The following is a 13523-nucleotide window of genomic DNA, read 5'->3' on the forward strand; positions in this document are numbered from 1 at the left end:
AGAGAAAGGCAAATCTGCTGGTATGCAAATCTGCCTTCTCTTTATTTAATATTTTTATAATTAATATAATAGTTGGGATCAAGCTCAACCGGAGTGCTCTTTTTAAGCTTTACAGTCTGCCATTCTTCCGTTGGATTTATGGTTTGATCACCATTGATGATGATAGGTAGTTTCAGTTTTTTTACCACATCGGTATACCGGAACTTTAAAGTGTTGCCATCCTGAGCATACTCAAGAGTTGGAATTTTTATTGTTCTCAGGTACTGATCAAAGACCGTTGAAAAATCGATTCCTGCTTTTGAGGAGATATAATTTTCTACCTGTTGTGTGGTAACCGTCTGATGATAAAAATCTTTATTCAAACCTCTTAAAATCTGTCTGAATTTTTCATCATTATGGATGATCTGTCTTATGGTATGAATCATGTTGGCACCTTTTGGATACATGTCTCCGCTGCCTTCATTTCTTACGCCGTAATTGCCAATAATAGGAACATCATTTTCTATCCCTTGCCTGATCCCCTGAACATAGATGTCCGCAGATTTTTTGTCCATATATTTTTCCGTGAAAAGAGTCTCGGAATAGTTGGTGAAACTTTCATGGATCCACATATCAGCCTGGTCTTTTGCGGTAATATTATTGGCGAACCATTCGTGGCCGCTTTCATGAATAATAATGAAATCCCAGTTTAATCCCACTCCTGTACCTGAAAGATCTCTGCCCAAATAGCCGTTCTGATATTTGTTTCCATAGGCTATATTACTCTGATGTTCCATACCAAGGTGAGGAGACTCTACCAGTTTGTATGAATCTTCATAAAATGGGTACGGACCAAACCAGTATTCAAATGCTGAGAGCATAGGTTTTACCTGTTGAAACTGTTTTTTTGCCTTGTCCAGATTATAGTCAATTACCCAGTAATCCAGGTCCAGTTTTCCTTTTTCACCGTCAAATGTATCTTTGAAATTTACATATTTTCCTATACTCGGGATAATGGAGTAAGCGTTGATAGGATTTTTAACCTCCCATGTATAGGTCGTTTTACTGCCAGTCGTTTTTTTGTCAGTGAGTCTGCCATTACCCACACCTACCAGATCATTAGGAGTTATAATTTTCATAATGATTCCGTTATCAGGTTCATCACTCCAGATATCTTTCGTAGGAAGCCATATGGAAGCTCCTATTCCTTCGTCAGCAGCAGTCATCCAGGGATTTCCTTTTTCATCTTTAGTGAAAACCCATCCGCCATCCCAGGGAGCTTTTTTAGCAATGGTAGGCTTTCCGGAATAAATGACGTTAATCGTATATTTTTCTCCTTTTTTGAATTTTTTACTCGTAGTAATGAAAATAAAGTCTCCATCCTGCTTATAATTGGAAATGGGAAAACTTGCTTCTACTTTATCAGCTTTCATGGGCTGCTGAAGATCAATCTGGAAAACAGGATTGGTAACCTCTTTAATAATCTCAAAGCTGATTTTATTATTTCCTTTGATACTTTTCTGTTCAAAATCCGGTTCTACGGAAAGGTCATATTTCTTGACATCCCAGAAATTTCTGAATTCAGTATTGGAGCCCTTTAAAGTATCCTGTTTGGTGAAAACCTTACCCTTCTCAAAGAACTGTCCGAAAACCAGCCCTGATGCAAATAAGAGTGTATATGACAATTTTTTCATTTGAACTTTTATTAAATCTTTTCAAAAGTATAAAATTAAATTAATAGCCACATGCCGGAAATAAAATTAAATACAGATTTTAAAAAAGACATAAAAAAAGCCCGGTCATTGCCGGGCTGTAAAAAAGTTAGGTTTTATTTTTTGATGAATTTCAGATTTGAAGTCGTTCCTTTATCTTCAATGGAAATAATATAAGTTCCTGTCGTTAATTTTGAAACAGAGATCTTATTATCATTAATCTGTCCGTTCATTACTTTCTGACCTGCCATATTCGTAATGATAAACTGAGCTTTAGATGAAATTTCAGTGACATTCAATACATCGCTTGCCGGGTTAGGGTAGATCTGGATTGAGTTCTTATCTTTCACTGTTTCACTGGTAGAAAGCTGCTGCTGGATCAGCACCGGATAATCCTCAACCTCACCATATTGCTGGTTACTGCATCCGCTGCTTGGCTGGCTTTCATATCCCAATACAACTCTCATAATGACGTTTCCTCCGGTATAAGCATCTGCCGGTACGGAGAATGTTCCGGAAACAGGTGATATGGTATTAGCTGCGCTGGTGTAGATGACTTCAGAAGAAGAGAATACTCCGTCTTTGTTAAAATCTATCCATGCTGTTACTCCGTCATTATACTGAGCACCTGTCCATCCTTTGGTTATACTTACATTATTCCCTGTAGATCCGGACATAAGGGTAATCAGTTTCGAAGGATCTGTAGTATAGTCTGTGTAAGGAGTATTACTGCTGCTGTTTGAAACAGGGTTCATTCCGGCACCAGTTACTGTAACATTGGAAATATACTCATCAGCGGCATTTGTTCCGGTTATTGAACACTTAGCAAATGAAGAGGTTGTGAAATTTGTTGATGCTGAATAAGAACCAACCGATGCACTGCAAACATTGGCTACCTGTACTTCATATTGAGTGGCTTCAGTAAGCCCTGAAATGTTATAAGCATTTGTTGAAACAGGTACTGTAGTCCATGTTGCTGTTCCTACTTTTCTATACATTACAGAATACGTTGCTCCTACTAATGCGTTCCAGTTTACAGATGCCGAAGTTCTTGTAATACCAGTTACTGTAATACCTGTCGGAGCAGATGTTGTGCAAGCACTTGCAGATGCAGATACGGTAGCATTCCCAACAGCATAGAAGACATTATCAATGGCACTTACTCTTATTTTTACACTGGCACCTGTTGCCAAAGAAGAGAAAGAAAACGGCTCAGATCCGTCATTCGCTGTAGATGGAGTAATAACCGTCCATGTAGTTCCGTTGTCTGTAGTATAATCAATTTTAACGTTCTGAACATTATATGGAGCATTATTGGTGTTTACCACATCCCACGTAACAGCTCCCGCTGTATTATTGTAAACAGTAGTTGATGTCACTTTGAAAGGTCCTTCATTTCCTATATCCACTTTCATCAGGCTGCTCTGTGTCTGTTGTTGCGCAGCATCCGGGTTATTATCTCTCACCGTTACCTTGAAATTCATTGTCCTAGGGATATTGGATACTGTTTCCCAATCTGCAGCACTCGTAAGAGTACCATTAAGAACATTTGTGAATTTAGGGAAGTAACGGGTAGGCGAGTTTGTAGGCATCAGAGATCTGAAATTCGCGCCATTATTTCTGGTTGCACTTACTGGCCCAAAGGCAGAAGTTGCCAGATCATATTGTTCCCAGGTATAAGTCATCGGATCATTTTGTGCATCGGTTGCAGAAGCTGTTAATACGAAAGCTGTTCCTTTAGGGATCATTTTATTGACCATTGGCTGTATCGAAGGAGGAGTATTCGCTACTGCGGTAATAGTTCCACAGTCCTGAGCATTAACATATGCGCCTACTTCTTCAATATTTTTGGTATGAAAATATGCATCAGAATGCATCTGAACATTATAGTTGGTAATACCGGCATATCCCATAATTGAAGATCCTGATCCCGGCTCCATGTGAGCACCATGTAAAAGGATAGACATAGTGTGTGCTGCACCAAACTGGTGGCCAATTTCGTGAGCTACAAAATCAATGTCATAATTATCTCCGAAAGGCTGATCCGGAGTAGAAGGCGAAGTGATTCCCGCTCCCTTGGAAGTTGCATCATTGTTGCTTGCCGGGTTTCTGCAGACATTTCCTACATCTCCGGCACTTCCGCCACCCCCTCTGTGGCCAAAGAAATGTCCTATATCATATGCCGCGTTACCTACACCTGCAGTATTGGTAAGAGTTTGCTGAAGCTGCAGATTCCATGCTCCTGGAGCACTGTAGGTACCATTTGCATTGGCAATTACATTTGAATAAGGGTCTGTTGCTGGATCTGTAAATATAAGTTGCGGAAGATCCTGTACAATCATGTGGATTCCGAAATCTTTTTCGAAAACACCGTTTACACGGTTCATTGTAGCATTAATACGGGCAGCTGCCAGAGGAACACTTCCGGCAAGCTGTGTATATTCACCATTGACCGAGATGGCAATTCTGTAGGTTCTGTATTTTTGTTCATTACTTTTATTAACGTTACCTAGCCCCTTCAAAACATTTTTTGTTTTGAGAAGCTTATTCATTTCTTTCTTTACCTTCTCAGGTTCAGCAGTTCTGCATTCGAAAGGGTCTTCATGAGATTTATTGGATTTAAAAAAGACTCCATATACATCCTTTTCTTTATTGATGGGTTCTATGAATTCATATTTTCCTGAATCAGTATCGAATGTCATAGATTGGAAATCATTAGGTGCTGTACTGAAGCGGATTTGCTTATGTGGATTATCCAGCCCGATACCGGCGTATGCTCCCAATTCATATCTGTCTGCCATAGATTTTTCTACTACTGGCGAACTATACACTGAAAATCTTTCAATTCTTCCGTCTGCTGTAGGGATAGAAACGATGACAGCATTGCCTCCTTTTCCTGCTTCAGGAGCGTTTTTTAATTGATTTCTTAGTGCAGAAAGATCAAATTTGTAGGCATATTCTACTTTTACTTCTTTTCTTACCTGCGTAACTTTTTCCGAGACTGGTTCCCAGCGCTGTGCCTGTAAACCGCTAAGACTTAAAGCTAATGCACAGACAAAAATAATTTTCTTTTTCATATTTTTATTGATTGTTGTTGAAGTTTTTAAATATAGTATGTTTTTTTGTAAATTTTATTAATAAGAGAGTGTTAATTGTTCTGAACTTTATAATTTTAGTTGAATTTTATCGTTTTTTAAATTATATTAATGGTAAATATGATTATTGTTAATTTTTTAAACAAAAAACGCTACTATTCAACAGAATGATAGCGCTTAAGCTTTTATAAGTAAAAATAGTGTTTATTTCTGTACTGCAGGAAGATTTCCGTTGCCCTTCTGTACTTTTTTATAAGTGAATGTACACATCATAATACTGAACTCATATAAGATAAGCAGCGGTAATGCAGCCATCAGCATACTTAAAACGTCTGCCGGAGTAATAATTGCAGCCACTACCATAATCAAAACAATAGCATGACGGCGGTAAGTTTTCATAAACATAGGGGTAAGAATTCCGATGCTGGTAAGGAAGTAGATCAGAATCGGGAAAAGGAAAATAACACCCATACCCAAAACCACCTGTAAAAATAAAGTGGTATAATCACTTAAATCATAAAGCGGAACGATAATATCTGAGATCTTAAAAATAACTCCGAAATTAACAGCAAACGGAAGGATTAGGAAATAACCGCATAATACTCCGGTCATGAAAAGAATCCATACCGCATTAATAATATAAATCGAATTTTTTCTCTCTCTCGGATGTAAAGCCGGGCCAATAAAACGCCACAGTTCCCAAACAATATATGGAAATGCAGCCACCATTCCTCCAAAAATTGAAACAGCCATCATTACATTAAACTGCTGATATAACCTTTGTACACGAACAGGGAAGTCCTTGGGAAGATGAATACTGTCTTCTCCTAAAATCATTCTTGAAAAATGATTAACAACTCTGAAAGTCGGGAAATCATTTCTGGTAGGCCCAAAAAAGATATGGTCCATAATCCAGTTGATATTAAAACCAACCACAAATGCCGCAATTATGATAGCAATAATCGAACGGATCAGATGCCCTCTTAATTCTCCTATATGTCCAAGAAAGGACATGTCTTTACCATCACTCACAGAATAAAAATTTTTAAAGTGCAAACTTATGAAATATTTAGTTAAATGACCGTTGTTGGATTCTAAAATTATCGGGGGACATATAAAGCAAAATCAAAATCCCTTTCTTTAATATTCATTTCTGTTAAAACGTCTTCTGCTGCTGCGTTGATTTTTTTCCACCTTTCATCATTACTAAGATCTATTGATTCGAAATACCATTCTTCTTCATCCACTTCATCAGTAATCTTTTTAAAATCTGCTATTTTCGGTCTCAGCGGTTCGCTGATGAAATTATTTCTGAATAATGATTCTATTTCTTCCCTGTCTGAAAACATACGTAAATCATCTCCGATATCTGTCAGAGACAGACAGTCTGCAACAGAATTGAATTTTTTATCATCATAAGTACAGAAGATCAGACATCGTATGAAACGGTTAAAATAATCCTGGCTTTTTTGATCATAGTACAGATTTCTATCATGAGTAGAATATTCAGGAGTATGATCAGATTCCGACGGCGTATGATACACTCTATTCCTTTGTGAATCCTGATAGTCAAGATATTTTTTTAAAAATATAGGAAATAGAATCAGTAAATAAAGAATAATCATCATAATACCTTAAAAATATTTAATTAAAATGCTGATCTGAAGGTATAATGTCTGAAATGTATTATTTGAACGCTAGTTAATCCCTTCGTCTAGCAGTTTATGCAGATCGATAATTCCGAAATACTTTCCGTTTTCCGTTACAACAAGCTGGCCGATATTATTTTCCTTCAGAATTTTCATGGCTTCTTTAGCAAGAGCTTCTTTTTCAATTGTTCTCGGACGGGCAGACATAATATCTTTAGCAGATACCGTACTGATATCTTCTCCTTTCATCAGCATCCTTCTTAAATCTCCATCTGTAATAACGCCAATAATCTCGTCTCCATTGGTTACCACTGTAATTCCATGACTTGAGGCACTGATGGAAATAATGACATCTCTTATTGAAGAATCTTCCGTAACCTGAGGTTTTTGGGAAGATAAAAACTGTCCCACTCTGGAAGTCAGGTTTTTTCCTAAGCTTCCTCCGGGATGGAATTTGGCAAAATCATTAGCTTTGAAATCATTCAGCTCCATTAAAGCAACAGCCAAAGCATCTCCCAACGCCATTTGTATCGTTGTAGAACTTGTGGGGGCCAGTTTATTCGGGCAGGCTTCGATGTCTACATGGGTATCAAGAATTACTTCTGAAAACTCAGCCAGTTTACTGGTTTTATTTCCGGTCATTCCAATTAAGGCAGAAGAATAATCCTTTAAATAAGGAACCAGATTCGCAATTTCAGGAGAATTTCCGGAATTCGAGATGCACAGAACCACATCCTGCTTCTGAATCACTCCAAGATCACCATGAATAGCTTCCGAAGCATGTAAAAACTGAGAAGGCGTACCCGTAGAATTTAAGGTAGCTACGATTTTGTTACCCACATGGGCAGATTTTCCAATTCCTACTACAATGAGCTTCCCTTTTGCTGAGTGAATGATCTCTACAGCATGGGCAAACTGGCCATCAATTCTGTTTTTTAATTTTTCTAGTTCAGAAATTTCTATTTCTAAAGTGCTTTTTGCAATTGATATAATATTGGTTCTATCCATTTTACGATGATAAGGTATACAAAAAAGTTCCTAAAAAACGTTATATTTTAAAAAGAATATTTAATATAAATTTTATTTTTTATAAATTCGTTCGCTTTTATTTTAAGCAGAATTTTTATAACTTTGGGTGACATGCAAATTTAGCAATAGAAAATTAGATGAGCGCAAAAAAAGCCAATTTATCAGGCGAATTGAAAAAGTATTTTGGGTTTTCTACATTTAAGGGCCAGCAGGAACAAATTATAGATAACCTATTGAATGGGAAGGATATATTTGTTTTAATGCCCACAGGTGGCGGAAAATCATTATGTTACCAGCTTCCGGCTCTTATTTCGGAAGGTACGGCAATAGTAGTTTCGCCCCTGATAGCGTTGATGAAAAATCAGGTAGATGCTGTAAACGGCCTTTCATCCGATGATGGGGTAGCACATGTACTGAATTCATCATTAAACAAAACGCAGACCAAACAGGTTTTTGACGACATAAAAAGCGGCAAAACCAAACTTCTGTATGTAGCTCCTGAATCATTAATTAAAGATGATTACCTGGATTTTTTGAAAGAAGTGAAAATTTCTTTCTTTGCTATCGACGAGGCCCACTGTATTTCAGAGTGGGGACATGATTTCAGACCGGAATACAGGAATCTGAAACAGATTATAGACAAAATCGCCAATGTACCGGTGATTGCTTTAACGGCTACTGCAACTCCTAAGGTTCAGGATGATATCCAGAAAACTTTAGGAATGACCAATGCATTGGTGTTTAAAGAAAGCTTCAACCGTCCTAATCTCTATTATGAAGTATGCCCTAAAATTAATGTAGATAAGGAAATTGTTAAATTCATTAATCAGCATAAAGGAAAATCAGGAATTGTTTACTGCCTGAGCCGTAGAAAAGTTGAAGAATTTGCCCAGCTTCTGCAGGTAAACGGGATCAACGCCCTTCCTTATCATGCCGGTCTTGACCAAAAAGTGAGAGTCGCAAATCAGGATAAATTCCTGATGGAAGAAGTAGATGTAATTGTGGCAACTATTGCCTTTGGGATGGGAATTGATAAACCGGATGTACGTTTTGTCATTCATTATGACTTCCCGAAATCACTGGAAAGCTACTATCAGGAAACAGGAAGAGCAGGAAGAGACGGAGGCGAAGGTCACTGTCTTGCATTCTATGATCCGAAAGATATTGAAAAACTGGAGAAATTCCTGGCTCAAAAACCTGTTTCAGAAAGAGAAATCGGATTACAGCTTTTGAATGAAGTGGTAGGATATGCTGAAACTTCAATGAGCAGAAGACAATACATTCTATACTATTTTGGAGAAAGTTTCGATCCTGTGAACGGAAACGGAGCGAAGATGTGTGACAACTCATCCAATCCGCCAAAATTGAAGGATGCAACGGCTGATTTAAAAAAGTCATTGGAACTGATTAATGATACAGGGGAAAAATTCAAGTCAAAAGATCTGATATCCGTCATTGTAGGAAAAGAAAATGCAGTGACAAAATCCTATAAACTTGAGCAAAGTTCGCATTTTGGTTTTGGAAAAGACGAAAAAGATAACTACTGGAAAACCATTTTGAGACAGGCAACTGTTCAGAATTTTTTACAGAAAGATATTGAAACCTACGGAGTTTTAAAAATTACCGAGAAAGGAAGAAGTGTCCTGAATGGTAAATCTAAAGACATCTTTTTAATTGCTGAAGACAGAGAATTTGATCTTACTCAGGCAAAAGCTGAGAGCGATCAGGTACAGCAGCAGGCAGGAGGAGGTCTGGATCAGAAACTTTTTAACCTGTTGAAAGAACTGAGAAAGAAAGTAGCCAAAAAACACGGAATCCCGCCATACACCGTATTTATGGATCCAAGTTTGGAGGATATGACCGTTCAGTATCCGATTACGGTAGATGAAATTACCAAAATCTACGGAGTAGGGGAAGGTAAGGCAAAAAAATACGGTAAAGAATTCGCAGACTATATCAAAACATACGTAGAAGATAACAATATCGAACGTACTCAGGATATGGTCCTGAAACAGGTGGCCAATAAATCAAGCCATAAAGTTTTTATCATCCAGAGTACCGATAAAAAAATTGATCTTGAAGATATAGCAAGAGCTAAAAACCTTTCTATGGATGAACTTCTGAAAGAGATGGAAAGGATCGTTTACCAGGGAACAAAACTGAATATCGACTACTATATTGAAGATAATTTTGATGAAGACATCGTAGACGGCTTCATGGAATTCATGAACGAATCTGAAAGTGACAGCATGAAAGTATTGCTGGATGAATTCGGGGATGAATTGTCTGATGAAGAAGTAAGAATGCTGAGAATAAAATTTATCAGTGACGTAGCCAACTAAAACGACAAGATATTTTTAGAATATACATTATATAAGTAAGTTTTTCAGTAGAAGAACTTACTTTGTTTTTATAGCGTTTTAACTGAATGGTAAATATAATAAGTCAAATTAAATTTAAAGCTTAGTTAATTTCTGTTAATTACCATCAAAACAGGTATTTTCATCCTTGTAACATTTGAAAGATAACTAAACTTTTTAGTAACTTTGATAAGATGAAAAAAATATCTGTCATATTTATTCTGCCGGATTTAGAAACCGGGGGTGCAGAAAGGATTGTTACTACTATAGCGAATCATCTTTCCAGAGATCGGTTTGAGCCTAAGATATTGCTGTTACGTAAACAAGGCGGATATTTGAATTTCCTGAAAAAAGATGTTGAAATTATCGATATCAATACCGAAAGAATCAGACATTCATTAAAACCTATTTTAGGAGAAATCTATAGAAGAAAACCTGATATTGTATTCTCCGGTTTTGGGGAAGTGAATGCTTATTTATCCTTATTTATAAAACTGTTTCCAAGAACAAAATTCATTGCAAGGGAAACCAATGTTGTTACACAGCATGTAACCCGCAAAGAGATTAAGTTTTTCTATAATTTTTACAATAACTATCAGAGAATCATTGCTCAAAGTGATGATATGATGAAGGATCTTGTTGATAATTTTAATATTAAAAAGAAAAAAATTGTCAAGATCAATAATCCTGTAGACTTTGATTTCATTGAAGATAAAATGGCTTTGTCCGTAAAACCCGAATGCTACAAATACAATTATAAAAATGTAGTTGCAATTGGCAATTTATCTTCCAGAAAAGGATTTGATAACCTGCTGAAGGTTTTTTCAAGGCTTAAAAATGAAAACATCATGCTTCATATTTTAGGTGACGGAAAAGATAAAGACCTTCTCCTTCAGACCAAAGAACTCTTAGGATTAAAAAAAGTTATTTTCCATGGCAGACAGGAAAATCCGTACCAGTATCTGAAATATGCGGATTTATTTGTGCTTTCTTCACGATACGAAGGTTTTCCCAATGTTCTTCTGGAAGCAGGTGCCTGCGGAACTTATTCTTTAGCTAACAACTGTCCAGGAGGAATCAATGAGATTATTCAGCATAATGTAAACGGAGAAATTGCAGACATTGAGAATCATGACAGATTTGCTCAGGAGATTGTAAGAATACTTCAGAGCAATTATAATCGGGATGCTATAAAAAACTCTATTAAATCAAGGTTCTCAAAGAATATTATTCTTGATAAATATGAAAAGGTTTTACTGGATTTGATCAAACCTTCATAACCCCATTTGCTTTATAGGGTGTTAATTTCTTACTTTTGGAGCTATAAATTTTATCTGAAAACCAATTTTCATTCATGAATAAAATCCAAAAATTAGGATGCGCCTGTGAGAAACCGAACTCCAGCTATACAGAGTATAGAAGTTCGGAATTAGGAATTGATCATACCAACGGAAGATATGGAGAAGTAACGATTCAGCAGTGCAAGTTGTGCCAAAGAATATGGATTCATTATTTTGTGGAATATGAAAGCTTTTCCCAATCAGGAAGATGGTACAAAGGAATCGTTTCGAAAAAAGACCGTCCACAAATAACCCCGGAAAATGCAGCGGATTATCTTGAAAGTCTTGAATGGTATGTGTATGGAGGTTCATTTTTTGAAAGTACAGGCGAATTTGGACAGGGAAAATTGAATATAGATCTGTAATTTCTGGAAAATGAATATATAAAAAAATTACTTTTACTCATTAATCCTATTTTAACCATGAAGGACGAATTGAAGAGAGAAATATTTAATAAATACAATACTTATCTGGCTGAAAATTATAGCGAAAAATATATTTATCGATTAATACTTCAGGAAGGCTACAATCAACAGGATGTAGATGAAGTAATGAAAGGTATTCATACTGATAAACAGGAGATGTTAAAGAAAAAAAATAAATATCGTTCTGTTATCAGTATCATGTTATATATAGCAGGAATTATCGTTATTTTTTCAGGAATAATGATGATGGTTTTGGGAGGAATCAAAATGGGGATGATTTTAATTTTTTTAGCGGTGATTATCTGGATAAAAGCCAATAGATAAAAGTTTTTTTAAAATCTAAAATTCAATAAAATTGATAAAACTCACTTTGGTGCTTGGTAATTTATATGTAAATTTGTGAGAATTAAGATAGATAATAATAAACAAATTCATACAATAACATGAGTCAATTCGATGTTACCGTAATAGGTTCTGGTCCCGGTGGTTATGTTGCTGCTATCCGTGCAGCACAATTAGGTTTCAAAACAGCAATTATTGAAAAATATTCAACTTTAGGCGGAACTTGTCTTAACGTTGGATGTATTCCGTCAAAAGCGCTTCTTGACAGCTCTGAGCATTTCGAAAATGCAAAACACAATTTTGCAGGTCACGGAATCATCATCAATGAGCCGCAAGCGGATATCGCAAGAATGATCGAGCGTAAAAACGAAGTAATTAAGCAGAATACAGACGGAATCAGCTATCTGATGAACAAAAATCAGATTACTGTTTTTGAAGGAGTAGGAAGCTTCGAATCTGCTACTCAGATTAAAGTGACAAAAAACGACGGTTCTTCTGAAACCATCGAATCTAAATATACCATCATTGCAACAGGTTCTAAGCCCTCTACACTGCCTTTCATCTCTTTAGATAAAGAAAGAGTGATTACTTCTACGGAAGCTTTAAACCTTAAAGAAATTCCTAAACATCTGGTAGTAATCGGAGGTGGAGTTATCGGTCTTGAGCTAGGTTCTGTATACCTAAGATTAGGAGCACAGGTAACGGTTGTTGAATTTATGGATAAAATCATCCCTGGAATGGATGGAGCTTTAAGCAAAGAATTAACTAAAGTTCTTAAAAAACAAGGAATGAAGTTTATGCTTTCTACTGCAGTTTCTGCGGTTGAAAGAAACGGAGATACCGTAAAGATCACTGCTAAAGATAAAAAAGGAGAAGAAGTAGTAGTAGAAGGAGATTACTGTTTGGTTTCTGTAGGTAGAAAGCCTTATACAGACGGTCTTGGTCTTGAAAAAGCAGGTGTAGAGCTTGACGAAAGAGGAAGAGTGAAAGTAAACGACCACTTACAGACTAATGTTGCTAATATCTATGCAATTGGTGACGTTATCAAAGGAGCAATGCTTGCTCACAAAGCTGAAGAAGAAGGAGTTTTCGTTGCTGAAACTTTAGCTGGACAAAAACCTCACATCAATTATGACCTGATTCCTGGTGTTGTTTATACATGGCCGGAAGTTGCAGGAGTGGGTAAAACTGAAGAGCAGCTGAAAGAAGAAGGTGTAGCGTACAAAGTAGGATCTTTCCCAATGAGAGCATTAGGAAGAAGCCGTGCAAGTGGTGATGTTGACGGTCTTGTTAAGATTATTGCAGACGAAAAAACAGATGAGGTTTTAGGAATGCACATCGTAGGAGCAAGAGCTGCTGACCTTATTGCTGAAGGAGTAATTGCTATGGAATTCCGTGCAAGTGCTGAAGATATTGCAAGAAGTTCTCACGCTCATCCAACCTATGCAGAAGCTATTAAAGAAGCTGCATTGGATGCTACAGCAAAAAGACCTATCCATATGTAATATTTGATTAAAAGATTTAATCATTTAAATATTAAAAAATTAAAGGCTGTTTCTTATGGAAGCAGCCTTTTTTGTACTGCTTTTGGC

10 protein-coding genes are annotated in these 13523 nt (G+C 36.6%); 5 read left to right on the top strand and 5 right to left on the bottom strand.

The window, feature by feature from the left end; translation table 11 throughout:
• Positions 1-41 precede the first annotated feature (41 nt).
• The 5 genes from EK417_RS00085 to EK417_RS00105 form a co-directional block, all read right to left on the bottom strand.
• On the bottom strand, positions 42-1673 hold the full coding sequence (locus EK417_RS00085) for a M1 family metallopeptidase (RefSeq protein ID WP_136521021.1): 1632 nt from the start codon (positions 1671-1673) through the stop codon (positions 42-44).
• A gap of 134 nt (positions 1674-1807) precedes the next feature.
• A complete protein-coding gene (locus tag EK417_RS00090) occupies positions 1808-4768 on the bottom strand; it encodes a reprolysin-like metallopeptidase (RefSeq protein WP_136521022.1) in 2961 nt (986 codons plus the stop codon).
• A 222-nt stretch (positions 4769-4990) separates the two neighbouring features.
• Positions 4991-5818, bottom strand: a complete 828-nt coding sequence (tatC, locus tag EK417_RS00095; RefSeq protein ID WP_170872110.1) for a twin-arginine translocase subunit TatC — start codon at positions 5816-5818, stop codon at positions 4991-4993.
• Between the two features lie 68 nt (positions 5819-5886).
• Complete coding sequence (locus tag EK417_RS00100; protein WP_136521023.1) at positions 5887-6414, bottom strand: hypothetical protein; 528 nt, start codon at positions 6412-6414, stop codon at positions 5887-5889.
• A 69-nt stretch (positions 6415-6483) separates the two neighbouring features.
• The gene (locus EK417_RS00105; RefSeq protein WP_136521024.1) at positions 6484-7443 is read right to left on the bottom strand and encodes a KpsF/GutQ family sugar-phosphate isomerase; all 960 of its coding nucleotides are present in this window, start codon (positions 7441-7443) and stop codon (positions 6484-6486) included.
• A 158-nt stretch (positions 7444-7601) separates the two neighbouring features.
• Here EK417_RS00105 and recQ point away from each other — a divergent pair, with 158 nt between their 5' ends.
• From recQ to lpdA, 5 genes are all read left to right on the top strand, one after another.
• Complete coding sequence (gene recQ / locus EK417_RS00110; protein WP_076597789.1) at positions 7602-9806, top strand: DNA helicase RecQ; 2205 nt, start codon at positions 7602-7604, stop codon at positions 9804-9806.
• A gap of 212 nt (positions 9807-10018) precedes the next feature.
• Positions 10019-11104, top strand: coding sequence for a glycosyltransferase (locus EK417_RS00115; RefSeq protein ID WP_076597788.1), 1086 nt, complete (start codon positions 10019-10021; stop codon positions 11102-11104).
• Positions 11105-11178: 74 nt separating this feature from the next.
• On the top strand, positions 11179-11529 hold the full coding sequence (locus tag EK417_RS00120; RefSeq protein ID WP_076597787.1) for a hypothetical protein: 351 nt from the start codon (positions 11179-11181) through the stop codon (positions 11527-11529).
• 57 nt (positions 11530-11586) lie between these two features.
• Positions 11587-11913: a hypothetical protein gene (locus EK417_RS00125; protein WP_076597786.1), complete on the top strand. Its 327-nt coding sequence runs from the start codon at positions 11587-11589 to the stop codon at positions 11911-11913.
• A 119-nt stretch (positions 11914-12032) separates the two neighbouring features.
• Positions 12033-13436: a dihydrolipoyl dehydrogenase gene (gene lpdA, locus EK417_RS00130; RefSeq protein ID WP_136521025.1), complete on the top strand. Its 1404-nt coding sequence runs from the start codon at positions 12033-12035 to the stop codon at positions 13434-13436.
• Positions 13437-13523: the final 87 nt, after the last annotated feature.

Source organism: Chryseobacterium candidae, assembly GCF_004916905.1.
GTDB lineage: Bacteria > Bacteroidota > Bacteroidia > Flavobacteriales > Weeksellaceae > Chryseobacterium > Chryseobacterium candidae.

What these genes read in the sequence shown, in the direction of transcription:
- EK417_RS00125 (WP_076597786.1), top strand. Translation starts at nt 11,587, where the DNA reads ATGAAGGACGAATTGAAGAGAGAAATATTTAATAAATACAATACTTAT.
- EK417_RS00120 (WP_076597787.1), top strand. Translation starts at nt 11,179, where the DNA reads ATGAATAAAATCCAAAAATTAGGATGCGCCTGTGAGAAACCGAACTCC.
- EK417_RS00085 (WP_136521021.1), bottom strand. Translation starts at nt 1,673, where the DNA reads ATGAAAAAATTGTCATATACACTCTTATTTGCATCAGGGCTGGTTTTC.
- EK417_RS00105 (WP_136521024.1), bottom strand. Translation starts at nt 7,443, where the DNA reads ATGGATAGAACCAATATTATATCAATTGCAAAAAGCACTTTAGAAATA.
- recQ (WP_076597789.1), top strand. Translation starts at nt 7,602, where the DNA reads ATGAGCGCAAAAAAAGCCAATTTATCAGGCGAATTGAAAAAGTATTTT.
- lpdA (WP_136521025.1), top strand. Translation starts at nt 12,033, where the DNA reads ATGAGTCAATTCGATGTTACCGTAATAGGTTCTGGTCCCGGTGGTTAT.
- EK417_RS00100 (WP_136521023.1), bottom strand. Translation starts at nt 6,414, where the DNA reads ATGATGATTATTCTTTATTTACTGATTCTATTTCCTATATTTTTAAAA.
- EK417_RS00115 (WP_076597788.1), top strand. Translation starts at nt 10,019, where the DNA reads ATGAAAAAAATATCTGTCATATTTATTCTGCCGGATTTAGAAACCGGG.
- EK417_RS00090 (WP_136521022.1), bottom strand. Translation starts at nt 4,768, where the DNA reads ATGAAAAAGAAAATTATTTTTGTCTGTGCATTAGCTTTAAGTCTTAGC.